Source organism: Gemmatimonadota bacterium, assembly GCA_016714015.1.
Classification (GTDB): Bacteria; Gemmatimonadota; Gemmatimonadetes; order Gemmatimonadales; family Gemmatimonadaceae; genus Pseudogemmatithrix.
In genome coordinates, this window is record JADJNZ010000001.1 from 773,386 (window position 1) to 794,524 (window position 21,139).

At 69.2% G+C, this 21,139-nt stretch carries 11 protein-coding genes; 4 read left to right on the plus strand and 7 right to left on the minus strand.

Annotated elements, in window-relative coordinates:
- Positions 1-46 precede the first annotated feature (46 nt).
- The 4 genes from IPJ78_03315 (at position 47) to IPJ78_03330 (ending at position 8,134) form a co-directional block, all read left to right on the plus strand.
- The gene (locus IPJ78_03315) at positions 47-1,807 is read left to right on the plus strand and encodes an efflux RND transporter periplasmic adaptor subunit (GenBank protein ID MBK7905571.1); all 1,761 of its coding nucleotides are present in this window, start codon (positions 47-49) and stop codon (positions 1,805-1,807) included.
- 1 nt (position 1,808) lies between these two features.
- A complete protein-coding gene (locus tag IPJ78_03320; GenBank protein MBK7905572.1) occupies positions 1,809-3,029 on the plus strand; it encodes an ABC transporter permease in 1,221 nt (406 codons plus the stop codon).
- A gap of 242 nt (positions 3,030-3,271) precedes the next feature.
- Positions 3,272-5,257: a potassium transporter Kup gene (locus IPJ78_03325; protein ID MBK7905573.1), complete on the plus strand. Its 1,986-nt coding sequence runs from the start codon at positions 3,272-3,274 to the stop codon at positions 5,255-5,257.
- A gap of 135 nt (positions 5,258-5,392) precedes the next feature.
- The gene (locus IPJ78_03330) at positions 5,393-8,134 is read left to right on the plus strand and encodes a hypothetical protein (protein MBK7905574.1); all 2,742 of its coding nucleotides are present in this window, start codon (positions 5,393-5,395) and stop codon (positions 8,132-8,134) included.
- Positions 8,135-8,220: 86 nt separating this feature from the next.
- On the opposite strand, the gene IPJ78_03335 is transcribed toward IPJ78_03330, so the two are convergent.
- The 7 genes from IPJ78_03335 to IPJ78_03365 all read right to left on the minus strand — a co-directional run bounded on the left by IPJ78_03335 (position 8,221) and on the right by IPJ78_03365 (position 21,083).
- A complete protein-coding gene (locus IPJ78_03335; protein MBK7905575.1) occupies positions 8,221-9,051 on the minus strand; it encodes a carboxypeptidase-like regulatory domain-containing protein in 831 nt (276 codons plus the stop codon).
- Between the two features lie 171 nt (positions 9,052-9,222).
- Positions 9,223-10,788 carry a hypothetical protein gene (locus tag IPJ78_03340; protein ID MBK7905576.1) on the minus strand — a complete coding sequence of 522 codons (1,566 nt, stop codon included), beginning with the start codon at positions 10,786-10,788 and terminating at the stop codon, positions 9,223-9,225.
- Positions 10,789-10,820: 32 nt separating this feature from the next.
- A complete protein-coding gene (locus tag IPJ78_03345) occupies positions 10,821-13,991 on the minus strand; it encodes a SusC/RagA family TonB-linked outer membrane protein (protein MBK7905577.1) in 3,171 nt (1,056 codons plus the stop codon).
- The gene (locus tag IPJ78_03350; GenBank protein ID MBK7905578.1) at positions 13,988-14,653 is read right to left on the minus strand and encodes a pre-peptidase C-terminal domain-containing protein; all 666 of its coding nucleotides are present in this window, start codon (positions 14,651-14,653) and stop codon (positions 13,988-13,990) included. The genes IPJ78_03345 and IPJ78_03350 overlap by 4 nt, the downstream gene beginning before the upstream one ends.
- Before the next feature lie 119 nt (positions 14,654-14,772).
- Positions 14,773-18,504, minus strand: a complete 3,732-nt coding sequence (locus tag IPJ78_03355; protein MBK7905579.1) for a VCBS repeat-containing protein — start codon at positions 18,502-18,504, stop codon at positions 14,773-14,775.
- Entirely contained in the window at positions 18,501-19,961 is a 1,461-nt protein-coding gene (locus IPJ78_03360; GenBank protein ID MBK7905580.1) for a vanadium-dependent haloperoxidase, read from the minus strand. The genes IPJ78_03355 and IPJ78_03360 overlap by 4 nt, the downstream gene beginning before the upstream one ends.
- 69 nt (positions 19,962-20,030) lie before the next feature.
- Positions 20,031-21,083 carry a PDZ domain-containing protein gene (locus tag IPJ78_03365; protein MBK7905581.1) on the minus strand — a complete coding sequence of 351 codons (1,053 nt, stop codon included), beginning with the start codon at positions 21,081-21,083 and terminating at the stop codon, positions 20,031-20,033.
- Positions 21,084-21,139: the final 56 nt, after the last annotated feature.

A 21,139-nucleotide genomic window follows, 5' to 3' on the forward strand; every position in this document is an offset into this window, starting at 1 on the left:
TCCAACCTGTAGCACCGCCCTCACGCACCCCATCGGAGTTCCTGCCGTGACCCGCAAGTTCCTGACGCTCCTTCCCCTCGTCGCGCTCGTCGCCTTGACGGTCGACTGTGCCGGCAAGAAGGAGACGACGCTCACCATCCGCACCGCGCCCGTCGAGCGCCGCACGATCGTCGTGCAGGCCGAGGCGACCGGCGTCATCGAGCCGATCAACGTCGTCGAGGTGAAGTCCCGCTCGTCGGGACAGGTCATCGAGATGCCGATCGAGACCGGCACGCTCGTCCGGCCGGGCGACCTCATCGTCCAGCTCGATACGCGCGACGTGCAGAACCAGTACGACCAGGCGAAGGCCGACCTCGACGCGGCGACGAAGCGCCTTGAAGTGGCCGAGCTCCAGAAGAAGCGCTCGGACGACCTCTTCGCGGGGAAGATCATCACGGCGCAGGAGAACGAGACGGCGAACCTCGACTACACGAACGCCGCCACGGCGATCGTGCGGACGCGCGCCGCGCTCGATCTCGCGCAGCAGCGCCTCGACGATGCGCGTGTCACCGCGCCCGTCCTCGGCACCATCATCGGCAAGCCCGTCGCGCTCGGACAGGTCATCCAGTCCGGGACCAGCACCGCGGGCGGCGGCACGACGATCGTCACCATGGCGGATCTCACCAAGGTCCGCGCCCGCGCCCTCGTCAACGAGACCGATATCGGCCAGGTGCGCCCGGGCATGGAAGCGACCGTCACGGTCGACGCCTTCCCGGATCGTCCCTTCCGCGGCACGGTCGAGAAGATCGAGCCGCAGGCCGTCGTCCAGCAGAACGTCACGATGTTCCCCGTCCTCGTCTCGCTCGAGAATCGCGACGGCCTCCTCATGCCGGGCATGAACGGCGAGGTGGCGATCGTCGCCGAACGGCGCGAGAACGTGCTCGCGATCCCGAACGAGTCCATCCGGTCCGTGCGTGAGGCAGCGCAGGCCGCGACGATCCTCGGCCTCAACGCCGACAGCGTGCAGGCGCAGATCCGCGCCGCGATGGGCGGTGGCGCCGGCGGCTTCGGCGGCGGCATGGGCGGTGGCCGGCCGGGTGCGGGCGGCAACAACACCATGGGCGCCAACGGCGCGCGCGCGCGTCAGGTGCCGGTCTCCACGCCGGGCTTCGTCGACCTCGTTCCCCAGCAGGGTGGGCAGGCCGGACCGGGCGGGCGTGGCGGCTTCGGCGGCCAGCTCCCCGACGTCACCGACGCGCAGTGCAAGGCGGTCGAGACCGCCCGCGCCGCCAAGCCGGCCGCGGCCAAGAAGGTCGATGACCTCTCGGCCAAGATGCGCGACCCCAACGCCGACCGGCAGACGCTCATGGCCGATCTCCGAGCGGCCTACACGGAGCTCGGCGTCGACATGAACGTCGTGCGCGCCTGCCGCGCGCGGACCGGCAGCGCCGGAGCGCCCGGTGCCGGTGCACAGGGTACCGCGCCGACCAGCGCCGCCGCCGGCGCCAGCGGTGCACGCCCGGCGGGCGCGACGGGCCGCTCCTCGCAGGGTACCGCGAGCCGCACGGTCACGCGCACCGGCCTCGTCTTCATCAAGAAGGGCGAGACATGGGAGCCGCGCGTCGTCCGCCTCGGCACCGCCGACTACGACTACACCGAGGTCGTGAGCGGTCTGGAGGAAGGCGACGAGGTGGCGCTGCTGAGCGCGGCCGCGCTCCAGATGCAGCGGCAGGAGAACAACGACCGCTTCAAGGCCATGACGGGCGGGGCCAGCCCTCTCGGCGGCGGGGCCGGCGGCGCCGGCGGCGCCCGCCCGCCGGGACGGTAACATGCTCTTCGGCGAGACGATCCGCGTCGCCCTCGGGGCGCTCCGCGCGAACAAGCTCCGCTCGATGCTCACGATGCTCGGCATCGTGATCGGCGTCTCCGCGGTCATCGCGGTGGTCGCCCTCGGGCGTGGCGCACAGCAGGCCGTCAACGACCGCATCTCCTCCCTCGGCACCACGCTGCTCACGGTGTCGCCGGGACAGGCGCGGTCGGGCGGGGTCATGTCCTTCGACGTGCGCTCGCGCCTCCTCCTCGAGGACGCCGACGCGCTGGTCGAGCGCGGCACCGAGATCGCCGCGGTCCAGCCCGAGATCTCGAGCAACCTGCAGGTGCAGTACCTCAACAAGAACACCGGGACGCAGATCGTCGGGACCACCGCGAACTACCCCGAGGTCCGCAAGTACGAGATCGAGTTCGGCCGCTTCTTCTCGAACGCCGAGGACATGGGCCGCCAGCGCCTCGCGGTGGTGGGGCCCACCGTGGTCACCAACCTCGGACTGCAGAGCGGCACCGCGCTCGTCGGCGAGAACATCCGCATCCGCGGCATCCAGTTCACCGTCGTCGGAGTCTACAAGTCGAAGGGGCAGGCCTCGCCGTTCAACAACCCCGACGACCAGGTGCTCATCCCCATCCAGACCGCGCGCTTCCGCGTGATGGGCAACAACCGGCTCCGCTCGATCTCCGTCCTCGCCCCGAGCGAGGCGAAGATCCCGGAGACGATGGCGGACATCCAGAAGATCCTCCGTCGCGAGCACAAGCTGCGTCCCGACAAGCCGGATGACTTCCAGATCCGCAACCAGGCCGACTTCCTCAACACCCTCGGCGAGACCACGCAGGTCTTCTCGATGCTGCTCGCCGGCATCGCCGCGGTCTCGCTCCTCGTCGGCGGCATCGGCATCATGAACATCATGCTCGTGTCGGTGACCGAGCGGACGCGCGAGATCGGCATCCGCAAGGCACTCGGCGCGACGCGCATCAACATCCTGTTCCAGTTCCTCATCGAGGCCGTCGTGCTCTGCCTCGTCGGCGGTACCATCGGCATCGCGGTGGGCGCCGGGGGGGCGATGGCCTTCACGAAGGTCCTCGGATGGACGACGAGCGTCGGGGCGTCGTCCGTGGGACTCGCATTCGGATTCTCCGCCCTCGTCGGTGTCGTATTCGGTGTGTATCCCGCGCGGCGCGCCGCCGGACTCGACCCGATCGTCGCGCTCCGATACGAGTGATCGACCGGGATTCATGTGACGCCGTAAGGCATTGACAGGTAATCAGTTATGACGGGGCGACGGGCAACAGCCGGTCGCCCCGTCGTTCATCGATCCGGGATGGTGACCGGCGTTACTGGACGCGCACCCGGCGCGCGCTACATTCACTCCCCACGGGGCCGGAAGAGTGGCCCCGTTCGCGTGACGATCCCCGGCGCGCGACTCCATCAGGACCTTCCGGGGCGCTGTCAGCCCCTCGAGCAATGTCGGACCCACAACAGCCCGCGTCCGTCCCTCCGGCTCCGCGGCCGTCCATGGCGCAGACGACGGAGTATCGCCCGCCGGAGAAGCACCACGTCGAGGAGCACCCCACGGGGAAGCGCCTCGCGATCCTCACGCTCACGGCGCTCGGGGTCGTCTACGGGGACATCGGGACGAGCCCGCTGTACGCGATTCGAGAGGTCTTCAAACCAGAGTACGGCATAGCGCCGACGCCGCAGAACGTCTACGGCGTGCTCTCGATGATCCTCTGGTCGCTCGTGCTCGTGGTCGGCGTGAAGTACATCGTCTTCATCCTGCGCGCCGACAACCGCGGCGAGGGCGGTATCCTGGCGATGCTCGCCCTGCTGCTGCAGCAGGACATCAAGGGATGGAAGCGTACCACCCTGATCAGCCTCGGGCTGTTCGGCGCGGCGCTCCTCTACGGCGACGGCATGATCACGCCCGCGATGTCGGTGCTCTCCGCGACGGAGGGCCTCTCGGTCGTGTCGACCTTCTTCACGCCGTTCGTCGTGCCGTTGACGTTGATCATCCTCGTCGCGCTCTTCGTCTCTCAGCGCCTTGGCACCGCCGGGGTAGGCCGAGTCTTCGGCCCGATCACGCTGGTGTGGTTCGTCACGATAGCGGTACTCGGGTTCCTCGAGATCCTGCGTGAACCGGTCATCCTGTTCGCCGCGAATCCTGGATACGCATTGCGGTTCGCCTTCACGCACGGGACTGCGGGGTTCATCGTGCTCGGTGCAGTCGTCCTCGCGGTGACCGGCGCGGAGGCGCTGTATGCCGACATGGGTCACTTCGGGAAGCGCCCGATCCGGCTCGCCTGGTTCGCGATGGTGCTTCCCGCGCTCCTCATCAACTACTTCGGCCAGGGCGCGCTCGTCCTGCGCGACCCGGCGGCCGCCGAGAACCCGTTCTTCTTGCTGGCACCGCGCGTCATGCTGTACCCGCTCATCGCGCTCGCGACCATGGCCGCGATCATCGCATCGCAGGCGATGATCTCCGGCGCGTTCTCGCTCACACAGCAGTGCATCCAGCTGGGTTACAGTCCTCGCCTGACGATCACGCACACGTCAGCGAAGGAATTCGGGCAGATCTACATCCCTGAGGTGAACTGGGCGCTGATGGCCGGGTGCATCCTCATCGTCCTCGGATTCCGCGATTCGACGTCGCTCGGCGCGGCGTACGGCATAGCGGTGACCGGCACCTTCGTCATCACCACGACGATCTTCACCGTGATCACGGTGACGCGATGGAACTGGCCGCTCTGGCGCGCTCTGCCGTTCTTCCTCGTCTTCCTCGCCATCGACGGCTCCTTCTTCGGCGCGAGCGCACTGAAGATCCTGCACGGAGGCTGGGTCCCGCTGACGGTCGCCGTCGTACTATTCACGATGATGACCAGCTGGAAGCGCGGCCGCGAGATCCTGCGCGAGCGCATCGTGGACATCGCCCTCCCGCTCGAGACCTTCCTCGATGACCTCGGCCGACGGTCGGTCCACCGGGTGGCGGGCACCGCGGTCTTCATGACATCGGAGTCCGCCGGCGTCCCGGTCGTGCTCCTGCACCATCTGAAGCACAACAAGGTGCTGCACGAGACGGTGATCCTCCTCTCCATCGTCACCGACGACGTCCCCGAGGTCCCGCGGACCGAGCGTGCCCGCATCGAGGCGCTCGGTCAGGGATTCTTCCGGGTGGTCGCGCACTACGGCTTCATGGAATCGGCGGATGTGAAGGAGGTCCTCCAGCGCTGCCGCGACTCCGGCATCGCCGCGCGCGCGCTCGACACGAGCTACTACCTCGGCCGCGAACAGCTGATCGCGCGGAAGGGCCCGTGGAAGAAGGACGGCCTGAGCATGAACATCGTCCGCAAGAAGCTCTTCTCCCTCATGTCCCGCAACGCCCGCAGCGCGACGGAGTACTTCCAACTCCCCCCGAACCGCGTCGTCGAGCTCGGCACACAGATGGAGTTCTGACGGGGGGGCGGGCATCCCGCATCCGGGATGCCCGCCCGTCCTGGACCGATGCGGAGAGTCCCCGCATCCGGCCCCGCCCCCGTACCCGGTACCGCCCGTACGCCCCGCATCGCCCTTCACCTCCGCATCCCGCACATGCGCCTCAAAGCCGCGATCGCCCTGCTGCTCCTCTCCGCATCCGCCGTGCAGGCCCAGCGGACGCCGACCGACTCCCTTCGCGACGACCGGAACTTCTCCTTCTACGCGAAGGGCCCCTATCGCGAGACCATCCCCCGCCCCGAACGGATCCTCGGGTATGACGTCGGCAGCTGGCACACCCAGTACGCCCAGCAGGAACGCGTCCTCCTGAGCATCGCCGACGCCGCGAAGGACCGCGTCCGGGTCGAGGAGATCGGCGTGACGAACGAGCGCCGCACGATGCGTCTCTACATCGTGTCCACCCCCGAGAACATCGCGCGCCTGGACGGCATCCGCGCCGACCTCGACCGCATCGCCGACCCGCGTGGCGCGACCCAGGCCCAGCTCGACGCCGTCATCGCCCGCGTCCCCACCGTCGTCTGGTTCTCCGGCTCCGTCCACGGCGACGAGGTCCCGGGCTTCGAGGCGTCGATGCAGCTGCTCTACCACTTCGCCGCGACGCAGGACCCCGCGACGCTCGCCCTCATGAAGGACGCGCTCGTCATCATCAACCCCAGCTCCAACCCCGACGGCCACGAGCGCTTCTCCGTCTGGAGCAACTCGATCGCCGTCGGCAGTCCCGAGCGGCAGGCCATCGAGCAGCAGCGCGGACAGCCGTGGGCCATCAGCGGGCGCTTCAATCACTACCGGTTCGACATGAACCGCGACCTGATGATCATGACCCAGCGTGAGGTCCAGGCGATCGTCGGCGGCATGCTTCGCTGGCATCCCATGGTCACCGCCGACCTCCACGGGTACGTCTCGACCTACTACATGGCCCCCGCCGCGCGCCCGGTGAACCAGAACATCTCCGGCTGGCCGGTGAAGTGGAGCGAGCGCGTCGGTCGCGGCAATGCCGCCGCCTTCGACTCCCTCGGCTGGCTCTACAACGTCCGCGACGCCTTCGACCTCTACTATCCGGGCTACTACGACTCGTGGCCCGCGCTCAACGGCGCCATGGGCACCACCTACGAGACCGACGGCGGCCCGGCGCTCCTCAAGCGCCGCGAGGACGGCACCCTGCTCTCGCTCCGTGACGGCATCGCCAAGCACTACGTCGCCGCCGTCGCGACCTTCGAGACCACCGCGCGCGGCGCGCGCGAGATGGTCCGCGACTACGCCGCCTTCCGGCAGCGCGCCGTCACGGAAGGGCGCAACGGCACCATGAAGCGTGTGGTCTTCCTGCCCGGCAACGACCCGGCTCGCGCGGCGGAGCTCGCCGCGTCGCTGCTCCGCGCCGGGATCGAGGTCACGCGGACCACCGCCGCGCACGCCAGCACCCGCGCGCATGGCTACAGCGTCGACGGCACCGTCAACCGCAGCTTCCCGGCGGGCGCGTACGTCGTCGACCTCGCGCAGCCGCAGGGCAAGGTCGCCAAGGCCGTCCTCGAGCCCGATCCGACCCTCGACTCCGTCTTCGCGAAGAACCAGGTCGACAAGTTCCTGCGCAACCGCGACCGCTCCACCAACGCGAACGACACCGAGGGCTACGAGTTCTACGACATCACCGCCTGGGCCCTGCCCGTCGCCTTCGGCGTCGAGGCCTACTGGACCGAGGATGCCGTGCCCGTGCAGGCCACCGCGCTCTCGCTCGCCAATGGCGTGCGCATGAACGGGGAGGTCCTGCCGCATGCGATCGCCGGCGGCGTGACCGAGGGCGCGAACGCCAGCTCGTCGTACCTCTGGCGCAACGACCGCAACGGCGCCGGCAAGCTCGCCGCGCAGTTGCTGCAGGAGGGTTACCGCGTCGCCGTCGCCGCCGAGCCGATCCAGACCGGGTCGGTCACGTGGCCGCGCGGCACCTGGGTCGCGCGCGTCGGCCGCAACGACCGCACGCTCGCCGCCCGGATCGACGGGCTCGCCAAGGAGATCGGCGTCGAAGTCCGCGGCGTCAACACCGCCTTCCCCGACGATGCGCAGTACGGCACCGGTTCGGGCGTCGTCGTCTCGCTCAAGGCGCCGCGCATCGCCCTCGTTGGCGAGACCGGCATCTCCCAGACGTCGTATGGCCACGTCTGGTGGAGCCTCGAACAGCGGTACGGCATCAAGTTCACGCCCATCTCCTCGGCGGCGCTCAACGGCGACCTCTCGGCGTTCAACGTGATCATCATCCCGAGCGGCGGTGTGCAGGGCAACGGCGCCGCGCTCAAGCGCTGGGTCGAGGGTGGTGGCGCGCTCATCACGTTCGGCGGGGCGACCGCATGGGCGACCCGTGAGGACGTGGGGCTCACCACCGCGCGCCGGATCGTCTGCGAGCCGAAGAAGGACGTGAAGCCCGCCCCGGCCGCACGCGCGCCGATCGACTCGCTCCGTGCGGTCGCGAGCCCAAATGCGTGCGCCGACGAGCTGGCCGACCTGCCGGGGAGCCACTTCGACGTCGTGCTCGACCTCACCAACTGGGTCACCTTCGGCATGGAGCAGCAGCGCATGCCGGTGCTCGTGGGCGGCGGGTCGGCCTACGGGCTCTCGCGCGACGGAGGCAATGTCGCGGTCTTCCCGACGGCGGGCCCACTCCGCCGGGCCGGCTTCACCTTCCCCGAGAACAGCGAGCGCCTGCTGCGCGGCTCGGCGTTCATCATCCAGGAGAAGGTCGGCGCCGGGAACGTGGTGATGTTCACCAACGAGCCGATGTTCCGCGGCTGGTGGCGGGCGCTCGACCGGATGGTGCTGAATGCGATCCTGCTCGGAACGGGGTTCTGAGTCAGAAGGCGGAAGGGAGATTCAGAAGCGGGGGCGGCTCTGGGAGCCGCCCCCGCTTTCGTTCCGTCTTCGCTGGATCCGACCGCTCAGGCAGCTCCTGCCCACATCAGCCCGCTACCCGGGGGTGGGTTGACCGGTCGTCTCGTCTGCGGGGGGCCGTTCCGCGTCCAGATCACGACGACTCCGCAGGCAGCGTCGACGCCGGCGAACTCGCCGGGGACATCGCTCGCGCCGGTATAGAACTCGAGTCCCTCGATGTCACGCACGGGGACATAGGGGCCGAAGAAGTTGTCAGGTCGGCCATCGACGATGTACTGCGGATAGCACGCGACCCCAGCGCGGGCCATCCGCACACGACAACCCTGCGTCCCTCCTTGGGAACCCCCGCATTCGACCAAGACCCCTCGTAGTCCGCGAGCCGCATCGCCGAGGCTATTGTAGTTCCTCGCTTCGATCTCCTGGCGAGTGACGTACTGTCCTCGACCGGTCTTCATGCGCCGCTCGAAGTCCTCATATCGAACCCCTCGGGACGGCTCGCCGATGATGTTCGTCGGATCAAGGCGCTGCGCCCGTCGTCTGCTCGACGTCGAATCGTCGGCCGACGTCGTGGTGCTGTCGAGTTCGAAGGACTGTGACATCGTCTCACCTTTCGCGAAGGCGAGCACCACGGAAGTCCGCGGGAACCCTTCCGCCGTGAAGAAGAAGCGAATGACCCCCGAGGGAAGATCCTTGAGCTCGAAGCGGCCGATGGAGTCGGTCGTAGCGTATCGACCGGTCGCGGCGATCACGACGCGCACGCCGGATACCGGTGCGCGGGTGCTCACGTCCGTCACGACGCCGCGAAGGCGCGCGAAGGCCGCCTGTGCCTCGCACGCTGCCACCGGCAGGGAGAGCAGCAGGGTACCGAGGCCGAGCATCGCTGATCTCATGGGAGTCGGCGCATGGGTGGTCAGTGCTGGACAGGTGGATCTCGACCAACGAAGAAGGGGAACGTGGGACGCTGGTGCGTCGGCCGCGTTCCCCCTCTGTCTACCCTGGCTGGCCGTCGCCGGGTCCTGACTGCCCCCAGCGACGGCGAAAGAGCCGGCTCAGGGAGGCGTCGGCGAGTTCGGCGTCGCCCCGCCCCACGTATACAGTGCTTGGCCGAACACACCCAACTCCTGCGCGGGCACCGGCATCTCGCGCGGCGTTCCGACCACGAGACCGCCGGTGGTCCGACGGCGCGGATAGTACGACGCCGGTCCGAGCCCAAGCAGCTCGATGTCCTGCTCGTACCGCAGTGCCGTCCGCAGTCCGGCCTGCCCGTCGCCGGCAGCCACCGGCGCGAGACAGCCGCGTCCGACGCGCGTGTTGTTGATGAGCGTTGCGGCGAGTGCGAGGTTCGTGTTCGACTCGATCAGCGCCTCGGCCCAGAGCAGGTCGTTCTGTTCGGCCGAGAAGACCGGCGCATTCCCATTGCCGCCCCAGAGACCGTTCGGATCCTGGAGGCCCGAGTAGTCGTAGCGGACGTGGGCGATATTCGACTGGTGATACGATCCGCGGGCCATGTTGAAGATCGCCACCGACGACCAGGCGAAATCCGACCCGCCGTTCGCCGTACGCGGCGTCGTGCCGAACTGCGAAGCGGTCGTGGCGTTGCCGAATGAGCCGTCGCCCAGCCGGCAGTCGAGAGAGTTCGGCTGGGGGTTGCCCGCGAGCGGCCAGGGAGTGGTCTGCGTGACCGGATCGAGCTGGGCCGCGATCCGCGTATGGACACGACCGCTCGAGATATCGAGGAACCACGCGAGGATCTGCGGGTTCCACGTCGCGGTGCCGTCACCCGTGATCTCGAGGTCGAAATCCGTGCCGGACGAGATGCCGTTCGAGGCATAGGTCGCGACCGCGGCCCACGGGGTTCCCGCGGCCTCGCCGGGATCCCGCGGCCAGGCGGCGAGAAGCTCGGCCGCCATGGTGCTCGCGATCTGCGAGATCTGCTCATTGGTGTACACGAGCCCACCCGGTCCGAACCAGCCGGTCGGCGTGGTGAAATCATTCGCGTTGGCGATCGCGATCACGTCATCGAACTTCGCCCGCGCCGCGTCGCGCATCTGGCGACGGTCGGAGTACGCCAGCGTCGCCAAGTCGACCGTCTCGTCGATGACGTAGCCCTTGTCGTAGTTGAGCGCGATACCGCTGAGCGCCGCCCCCTGCATCAGCACCGCGACCGCTTCGGCGCGGCGCGTGTCGGAGGTGTCACCGATGATGAGTCCGTTCACGCGGATGGCCTTCAGCACGTTCGTGGCCGCGGAGAGCACGCTGTAGTAGCCGTTCCAGTAGTGCTCGATGCTGGTGCGCTGCGCCGCTGCCGGATTGTTCTGCCACGAGCGCGAGTTCCTGGTGCCATCCAGGTCAAGGCCCGAGTAGAAGTTCATGTTGAAGTTGTTCCAGGACGAGCTGTACGTCTGCGCCTGGGTCACGAGGGGCCCGGTTCCCTCCAGCCCCTCGAAGGTGTTGAACCACCCCTGCACGGATCCGCCGACCAGCCCTTCGAGCGCGGCTGGGTCGGAGAGCGCGCGTTCCGCGTCCGGATCATTCGGGTTGGTGATATCGAGAGACTTGCACCCGCCCACCGCGAGCGCGGCGGCGAGGCCAAGTCCCCGAACGAAGGTCGTCATTCGCATTCTCGATCTCCTCGTAGGGCCGCGGCTCAGAAGCCGAGCTCGAGCATGAAGGTGAAGGTCCTGAACTGCGGATAGGTGAAGTAATCGACGCGGTACGTGAACGGGTTACCCTGCAAGCCCGAGGTGCCGGTCACGTCGGGATCGTACCCCTTGTAGTTCGTGCTCGTCCACAGGTTGCGGCCGACGAGTCCGACACGCGCCGTCTCGAACCCGATCGCGCCGAGCGGGCGCTTCACCCACGCCGACGGCAACGTGTAGTTCACGGCGAGCTCGCGGAGCCGGACATATGAGCCGTTCTCGACGAAGTAGTCGGTCGGGCTGATGCCGTTGTAGAAGGTCTGGTAGTACGTCACCGGCTTCCGCTCGACCACCGGCTTGCTGCGCTGGTCGAACACCGGGTCACGCTGCTCATTGAACGGCCACTGCCGGGTCAGGTTGTAGATGTCGCCCCCCACCACCGAAGTGATGAGCGTGCTGAACGACAGTCCCTTCCACTGGAACGTGGAGTTGAGCGCGAGATTGACATCCGGATTGACATCGCCGATCCGGACGACCGTCTCGCCATCCTCCGTGTAGTACTTGAGCGGACGCTCGGAGAGGGTGCGCCAGTCCGCCGCGCGGACGAAGAAGCCCTCTTCGTTGCGCGTGTAATCGGACACGGTGCCCGTCAGGTTGCCCGAGGCGATCGTCTGCTCGAGCTGCGCCTGCGTGCGGATGAAGCGCTCGCCGTAGATCACGCCGAACGACTCCCCGGGCGCGATCTTGAAGACCTGCGTCGTCGCATCGGGGCCCGCGAGGTACGGGGCGATGCTCAGCGCGTCGATCTGCTGGCGCGTCCGGTCCGCCGTCACGTTCACGCGCCAGAACATGTCGCCGCTCGAGATGAGCACGGCGCCGAGCGCGATCTCATGCGTCGCGCCGGAGAGCGTGCCGGCGTTCTTCCACTGGTTCGTGTACCCGCTCGCTCGCGAGACCGGCGCCAGGAGGATCTGGTCGCTGGTCGTCTTGTCCGAATAGCTGTACTCGAACGTGTAGTTCTGCAGGAAGCTGAGGTTGAATCCGATCTCGGTCTCGCGCGAGTACGCGGGCTTCAGCGCACGGTTGCCGACCGTCAGCGGCCGCGGGAATCCTCCCACGAGCGTGAAGATCTCGTACTGCGCATCGAAGCCCGGGCGAAGTCCGGCCGTTCCGTACGAGGCGCGGAGCTTGAACTCGTCGACGCCGGGCAGCGCGAGGTCCTCGGAGAGACGGTACGCCGCGGACACGCGGTTGTAGATGGCCGTCCGCTGGTCGGCACCGAAGAGCGACGACGCATCCTGCCGGACGAGCGCATCGACGATGTAGCGATCCATGATGTCGAAGGTCGTGATCGCGAAGACGTTCCGGTTGCGGATCGTGATCGTGTTCGACCCGGCGCGCACGGGCTGACCGAGATCGGCCGCACCGAACTCAGGCACGCGCGGCACCGCAAGCGCGGCCGCCGACGCATTCAGGAGATTGTTCGACTGGTCCTCGAACACGTACGCCAGCTTCGTCGTGTTCGTGAACCATTCGAACGACCGCTGCGCCGTCAGCGTCGCGCCGATGTTGCTCGTCCGCGCCACCAACGACTGCTGGAAGAGTCCGCCGTCGTTCGCCAGCCCGCGCGAGTTGAGGAATCCCTTCGGCGTGAACGTCTTCTGCATCTGCGACGACTGCTCGTAGTTGACGTTGCCTTCCGCCGTCAGCCACTCCAGCGGCTTGTACGTCAGCTTGAAGGTGCCGTTGAAGCGGTCGCGATCGCGCGTCACCGGGCTGTTCGCCAGACCGTACAGCGGGTTCACGACGTTGCCCGAGAGCGGCGCCCGATAGATGTTGGCGTTGAACGGCGAACCGTCCCCGTTCGGCGCCAGCAGGTCCGTGTCCGGCTCGAGGAAGCGAAGGCCGAAGAAGATGCCGGTGTTCTCGCCTTCGTCCGAGTGCGAACGGCCGTAGAACGCGCCCGCCTGGAACGTCAGCTCTTCCGTGAGCGCCTGGTCGAGATTGACGCGGAAGTTCTGGCGGTTGAAACCGTCGAGCAGGCCGAGGACGCCCGACTCGCGGCTGTTGTGGAACGAGACGTTGAAGTTGGTGTTCCCACGACGCTGGCCGACCGAGGCGTAGTTCGTGAGATAGGTGCCCGGGCGGAAGACCTGGCCGAGCTGATCGTAGTAGACCGGATACGGCTGGTCCGCGATCAGGTCGGCCTTCTGGACGCGGTTGCCGCCCGCGTTCAAGCGGAAGTTGCCGTCAGGAAGAAGCTCGAACTCGTGCGCCATGTTCCCCGGCACCTTGCTCGGCAACCAGCTCTGCCCATACTCGTTGCGGAACGTGAACATCGTCTGGCCCTCGGCCAGCTGCGCGCCACGCTTCGTGAAGATCTGCACGACGCCATTCGCGGCGTCGGAGCCGTACAGCGAACTCGCCGCCGCACCCTTGATCACCTCCATCCGCTCGACATCCTCCGTGTTGATGTCGGCGAGGGTGAGCCGGGTGATCGTTCCGTCGACGATGATCAGCGGATCCGACGTGCCCGAAAGACTCGTCGCCGAGCGGAGGCGGATGGCCGGGGCCGCGCCCGGCTGGCCGGACACCGTCACCACGCTCGCCCCGGCCACGCGGCCGGCGAGAGCACCGACGGGCGACGACGAGGGGGCTTCCTTGATCGCCGACGCATCCACCACGCCGACCGAGAAGGCCGTCTTCTTCTGCGACGTCGCGTCACCCACACCGGTCACGACGACCTGCTCGAGGTTCAGCACGTCCTTGGCGAGCTCGAAGTCCTTCTCGATGCGCCCTGCCGCGAGCGTCACCGGCGCCTGCTTGGGCGTGTACCCGATCGCGCGCACGCGCAGCGTGACGCCGCGGTTCGCATTCTGCCCGAGGGGCACGACGAACTGGTAGGTGCCGTCGACCGCGGTCGTCGCACCGACGCCGAGTTCGACGAGGCCGACGCTGGCGCCGCCGAGCGGCTGACCGGCCGTCGTCACCTTGCCGGAGAACGTGACGCTCTGCGCCACGGCCACGCCGGCCGTCAGCACGATCGCCGCCGCCGCCGTGAGGAACTGCTTGAGGGCGCTCGCCCGCACACCCGCCATGGGGAACCTCGAGGCTGAGGAGATCGACTGCGTGTTCGCCCGGCGCGCGCGCCAGGTCCGGAAGAGAGAGGAAGAGATCACGGGTACACCGTCGCCGTCAGGGAGGCGCCAGAGGCGTTCTCGTAGACGTCGAGCCAGACGTACCAGAACCCGGCCGCCGGCGTCGCCATCACGCAGGTCTCGTTGTTGCCCGCGTTGAAGGGACGGCAGACCCAGTTCGCGCCACCGTACGCCGGCACGGCGTTGTAGCGCACGTACATGTCGAGGTCGCCCGTGCCGCCCGACATCACGATCTTCAGGCTGTCGCGGCCGGCCGGGACGTTGATGCGATAGTAGAGCGTATCACCGACGTTGCCGGCGATGCCAGACCGACCGACGCCACTCGAGAGCAGGACGAAGAGCGGACTGACGGTGAAGCTGGCATCACGCTTCTTCGCGGGGTTGGCCGTCAGCGTCGCGCGGATCGCGGCGAAGCCGTCGTTGGTCGCGCTCGGGGTCACGAGGCCGCTCGGCGAGACGGTGGCGACCGTCGGATCGCTGCTCTCCCACGTGACCGCGGCCGGGTCGCCGCCGATGGTCGCGGTGAACTGCACCGGCGGATCTCCCGCCTTCACGCCCCTGAACAACGGGGTCACCACCAGTTGGGTACTGAGGTCGGTCGTCGTGTACTCATTGTCGGCGCAAGCCATCGCACCGACCGAGAGCACGAGCGCCGCCAGTCGCGCCGCGGAACGCAGATTCATCGCTACTCCGTCAGAAACGTGTTGACCCGTGGGCGCGCGGAGTGCGCCACACGGAGGTGGGGGCATCGGGGGGCGAAGCTACGGCTTCCCGGTCCGATGCGCAACAGTACCGTCAAACTTCAGTCCTGGGGGGCCCGGACCCGCAGCTCCCGATCTCCCGCGGCAAAGGTCACCCGGCTCTCCCGCCCATCCCCCCAGCGCACGACGAGCGTCGTCGCCCCGGCGGGCCGAGCAAGCACTGCCACCAGACCGTCGGTCGACCAGTGACCCGTCCCGGCCGTAACGGCGCGGACCGGTCCCGACCACCCTTGCCCCTCCAGATGGAGCAGTGCCCCGATCCCGCGCGGGTTCCCTGCCCCAGCCTCCACCCTTACCCGGAGTCCCACCGCTCCCGTCACGTTCCGCCACAAGGTGGTGCGCTCTCCGTTCTGCGCGACCGCCAGGTCCACGCGTCCGTCCCCATCGAAATCCGCGACCGCCGACCCGCGCTGGTCGCCGCGGATCACCACCCCCGACTCCCGCACCGACAGCGCCCGGAAGCCCCCACGGCCGTCGCCGAGCAGCATCAACCCCACCCCCGCATCGAGTCGCATCGTCGCGATCTCGGTCGGGAAGAGATTCTGCGCGAGGAACAGGTCCTCGCGCCCATCGCCGTCGAAGTCGGCGACACTCACCCCATGTGCCGGTGCCCGTTGGGCCTCCGGAGGGAGCGGCCGGGGCTCGAACCGATCGCCGCGATTCAGCAGCAGCAGATGGTCGTAGGTCGTGGCCCCCACTCGCGCGGCCGAGGAGACCGCGTCGCCGAGGAGCTCATCGACCGACCGCGTCGCGAACTCATGGTACGTCTTCACCCGGTCGCGAAGCCCGGGAAGCACCAGGCCCAATCGCGCGAAGCTCTCGAGCGGCATCTCCCGCGACCGTTCGCGCGTCGCGCCGGAATCCGCCCGCGCGAAGACCAGCCCCAGCGATGTCCCGCCGAACCGCCCCGTGTGGAGCACATGCGGCCGGTCCGCGCTCGCACCCCACGGGAGATTCCGGCCCATGCTCGTCACCACGATGTCGAGGCGCCCGTCGCCGTCGGCGTCGGTGACGGCCAGCCCGTGCCAGCGACTCCGCACGCCGTCCAGCCCGAGTGCGCGCGTCGCGTCGCGCAGGCGCCCCCCTTCATTTACGAGCACGCGCACCGGCCCGAACTCGGCCGCCGCGACGAGATCCGGACGGCCGTCCCCGCTGACGTCCGCGAGCACCGCGCCCGTGACGAGGCCGAGCGAGGCGACGGCGGCGGCGTTCGCCTGATCCGGCTCGTACCGCCCATCCGGGCGGCCCAGCAACAGGCGCGACGGGGCCGGCGCCGGCCACGCACCGCCCACGACGCGCGCGCCGACGAAGAGATCGACCCAGCCGTCGCCGTTCACGTCGCCCGCCGTCATGGCGCCGATGCTCGCCGTGTCGCCACCGAGCAGCGAACCGTCGGATCCGGGAGCACCGCCGCGGAAGGTGAACGCCAGCACCGATGGGAGCATGAGCGCGGCATCGAACGAGTCCGCCTCATAGTTCGCCTGTCCGACGGCGAGTCGCTCGCCACCGCGCCCATCCGGGATCGGCACGAGCGCAGTGAGGTCGCCGACCACCGTGGACCCGGTCCGTGGCGTGAATCGCGCGCCGGTGTTCGTCAGCACCGTGAGCGCACCGCCCTTCCCCGCGCCCACCACGAGATCCTCGCGCCCATCGTCGTTCGCATCGACCCAGGCGAGACCGGGACCCATCTGGCTCATCCGCTCGGGCAGAAGCGTCTGCCGCTTGAAATCGTCGTAGAGCGTCTCGTGATGCGTGTGACCGGAGAGGAGTGCCGTCGCGTCGGCGAAGAGCGCCGCCGGGCGGATCGTCGCGCCGGGGACCGCAGCCGGCGGCGCGATCGCGCCGCTCGCGCGGATCTCGTACAGCCGGTTCGCCCGCGCCTCACCGATCTCGCTCACCCGCCCGTCGCGCCAGCGCGCCATGATCCGGTGCGCGGAGTCGGCGTGTGCCGCGAAGGTGAGCAACGGCTCGCTCCCGGAGAGGTAGTGGCCGCCCGCGGTGATCTCGCGGGACTGGTCGAGCAGACCGCCGCCGCTCACCGTGACCGTCGCGCCGACGCCTCCGCCGGCGAGTCGCACGGCGATGCGCGGCGCCGCGGCCTCGTTCCGGAAGAGCTGCGCCGGCGCGTTCAACCGCGTGACCACGACGTCGAGATCGCCATCGAGGTCGAAGTCGGCGAGCGCGAGTCCCTGCGAGATCGCCTCCGCTTCCCCGAGGCCCCATCCGCCCGGCATCGCGCGGAAGGTGACGTCACCGTTGTTCCGGAGCGCGATGCTGCGCGTCGCGAGGCGCGGGAACTCGCGTTGCTCCTCGTTCCACGGCACCCGGGGGAAGCTGTTCCGGATCCGGTCGAAGGTGTCGGCGTCGCGGATGTCCCAGCGATGTCCGTTCACGACGAGCAGGTCCTCGAACCCGTCGAGATCCACATCGAGGAAGGCCGATCCCCAGGTCCAGTCGGTCGCGGCGACGCCGGCGAAGTCCGCCACCTGGGCCCACGATCCGTCGCCGCGATTGAGGTGCAGCATGTTGCGCATCCACTGCGGGCGGGCGACGTCGCGGCCGACCGGCTTCGGCAGCGGCGTGTGCGTGGGGATCGACACCTGCCGCGCGGCCCGCGTCGGGCTCAGCATGTCCGCCGTGAAGAGATCGACCGTCCCGTCGCGATCGATATCGCCGAAGTCCACCGACATGCAGGTGTTGCTGGTCGCCGCGAGCGCCCACTCCGGCACGAGCCGGAAGTTCCCCGTTCCGTCGTTGAGCCAGAACTGGTCGGGGTCCTCGAAGTCGTTGCAGACGTAGAGGTCAGGCGCCCCATCGGCGTTCACATCATAGAAGCGGGCCGCGAGCGTGAAGAAGTCGGGCTCGGCCGCCAGCGGCCGGCCGGATGCGTCGCGGAAGCGCGCGCCGCTGATGGGCACGCGCGTGAAGCGGCCTTGCCCTTGATTGAGGAAGAAGAGATCCGGATCGGCACGCTGCGATCGCACGATGCCGCCGAGGTCAGGGCGATCCTCGATGCGGTACTCGTGCGCCCACTCCGGGCGCACGGCATAGCCGGTCGCGGTCTTGGTGACCACTTGGTCGAACGCGCGCGCCTGCGGCGCGTAGGCATCGAGCGCGTTGCGCACCTTGTACGTCGCCACGTACAGGTCGAGGTCGCCGTCCCCGTCGACGTCGGCGAGCGTGAGCGTGGTCGCCGCGTACCCGCCGACGAGACCGCTGGTCGCGGTCGCGTCGGTGAAATGCCCCGCGCCGTCGTTGGTCCAGAGCACGACCGGGCCGCCATGCGTTCCCGCGAGGAGGTCCACGTCGCCATCCCCATCGACATCCGCGAGGACGGCGCCGGTCGTGGCGAGCGAATCGGTGCGCAGACCGCTCGCCGCGGTGACGTCCTCGAACCGGAAGCCGCCGACATTGCGATAGAGCGCCGCGGGGCGCTCCACCGACGCGAGGAACAGGTCCGGCAGTCCGTCGCCATCGACGTCCCCGACCGCCGCGCCGGCCCCGATGAGCAGGTCGCGGTTCGCGAGCGCATGCGCGTCGTCGACATCGTTGCGGTGTGTCACGCCAGTGCGCGACGCGGGGAGCGCCGTGAAGCCGGCACGCGCTCCCGCCGAACCCTGCGCCGCGTCGCGCACATCGAGCGCGCGCCATCGGTGGTCCCCGGCGTCGGTCCAGGGACCGACCGCGGGCGAGACCTCCCCGCAGGCCCCGAGTGCGGCGAGCGCGCCCAGCGCGGCGACGCGACCGCGCCACCCGGCGCGCGAGGCGATCACGGCGTCATCCGCGTCCGCAGCGCCTTCACGCGGTCGCCGATGCAGGTCCCCTGCGTCACGCCGTCCACCACCGCGGGGAGATAGTGCACGCCCGCGTACACCCGCGACCACGCGACCTCATCGCGCGCCGCAGTGAACGACGCGAAGGGGCGAGCAGGCTGTCCGACGTCGACCTGGCTCGAGTCCACGAACGCGATGGTGTCCCCCAATTGCGCGATGAGCACCTGCACGGCCGCGGCCGACTGCACCGAATGACCGCTCGTGTACTCCGGGAACGGCGGCGTCGGGATCACCGTGCGATACGACGGGTCGAAGACGCGCTGCACGTACGCGACGGGACGCACCACCATCGAGCGGTACTTCTCCTTCCAGCACCCGATGAAGGCGTCGGCGATGGCGAGCGACGTGAGCGCGTACAGCTCGGCGGCCGCCGGCGCCGAGAGACCCCGGCGTTCGACCATCTGGTTCACGACACTGATCCAGTGGAAGCCCGGCGTCCCGGTCGCGACGGGGTTGTCCGCCCAGAAGAGCGCGACGTTGCGCTTCTCCGGCGTGAGCGCCTTGACCGTGTCGTGGAAGGCCTTGGCCATCTCGTAGAACGGCGTCCCGGGCTTCTCGGAATACGCCGGAGGCGGAGGCGCAGCGCACTCGTCGCCGTCCCGGATCACGAAGGGACGCAGCGTGCCCCAGTACGGCTCGGTGGGCTTGGTCGGGTTGAAGCTCGGGAGCGTCGTCGGCCCCGCTTCCTTCGGCCGATTCGCGAACACGGCCTTCTCGCTCGCATTGTCGGCCTCGAGACGCACGTTCGGATTGTCCGTCGAGACGAGATCCGACTGGCCTGACAACGTCTGCGGGACATACTGGTCGAGCGTCGCGGTGTTCTCCCACTGGTCCCGCCGCTTCGGCGGGTCCCAGACGAGAGCGCGGGAGGCGAAGAACCCGTCCTCGGCGGCCCAGCCGAGCAACGCAGCGCCGAGGGCGCGACCGTGCGCCTCGGAGGCGGCACGCTCCTCCTCGGACACGCCCGCCGTCACGCGAGCAGCCATCTGTGCCGCAGCGAGCGAGTCGGCCGTGTTGCGCGTGGACGCCAGACCGTCGCGAAACAGCGAGTCGATCACCACGCGCTCGGCGACGGCCGCGACGATCGCCCCGTCGACCTGCGTGCCGTCGGGGACCTTCGGCAGTTCGGCGAGCCCGTTCAGCTGTCCGGCGAGCGAGCGAAGTCCCGAACGCGGATCGGACGCGTATCCCTCGAACAGCGCGAGCGACGCATACGCCGAGATGCGCGAGGCGACCGGCGGACCGAGGCGCTCGCTGCGGACTGACGCGAGCGAGCTGCGCATCCACTGCGCGACGAGCTGGGGATCGGGAGCGGCGGCCTCGCGCTGACAGGCGGCGAGAAGGACCAGCGCGGATGCGGCGCGGAGCAGGTCACGCGCGCGGAGCGAAGGGGGCATCGCGGACTCGGGAGTGAGGGAGGGACCCGTCCAACATAAGGTCCCTTCCTCGTCCCGAGGAGCCCGCGGTCAGGTCTCCGTGCGGATGGTCCGGCGCACGACCAGCGGCGCGCGCGGTAGCGAGAGCGCTTCGCCCGGAACCACGCGCACCCGCGTGCGCACCCGATCGGTCGACTCCTCACGTGGCATCGCGCGCTCCCGCGGCATCATGCGGAGCATGCCCTCGACCTCCGGGATCCGGAACTCGCTGCGCGCCGACGAAGGCAGCTCGGAGGCCTTCACGGCGGTGACGCGGACCGTGCGCGACCGCCCACCCGAGATCACGGTGAGTTCGGCCGCATCACCGGCCTTGAGCTTCGCGACCTCGCGCGACAGCCGCTCGGCGCGCGCGGCGCCGACCGCTTCGTCCTCCGCGTCCTCGCGCGCCACGCGCAGCGAGACACCATTGATCGCCGCGATCCGGTCTCCCTCCACCACCCCGGCCTTCTCCGCCGGTCCGTCGCGGACGACGGACTGCACGAAGACACCGAGCGTGTCGCGGGGCGATCCGGTGCTGACGACCGTGAGGCCGAGCATCGCGCGGTCGGCGGCCGGACCGGCCTCGGACCACGCCATGCGGGGCGCCCCTTCGAACTCGGACGCCTTCACCGGGACCACCCGGACCTCTCGGCTCGTGCCACCGGCGAGGACGCGCAGCGTGACCGACTCCCCGGCCGCGGTCGCCTGGACCGCCCGCTGGAGCCGGCGATTGAGCACGCCGGCATAGTCCTCCTCGCCGGCGTCCGCGCGCTCGGCGCGCAGGCTGACGCCGTTCACGGACTGGAGGCGATCCCCCGCCTTGAGTCCGGCCTTCGCCGCCGGCGACCCCTCCTGCACCGACTCGATGCGCAGGCCGAGCGTGTCCCCGCGCTCACTCTCGCCGGCCATGGTGATGCCGATCATCGGCCGGTCATCCGCCATGAACATCGAGAACTCCCGGGCGCCTCCCTCCGGCATCCGGAGGATCCGGACGTCCTGCGCGCCGGCGCGCAGGCCCGGGGCGAGCGCGAGTGAGCAAGTGAGCAGGGCCGTGCGTAGAGCGGTCGGCCTGGGGTGCGTGACGCGAAGCGTTCGGTGTGTCATGTTCTCATCCTTGGCATGATGGTCTCGTAGTCCTGCCTCCTCCGTCACCCGCTCCG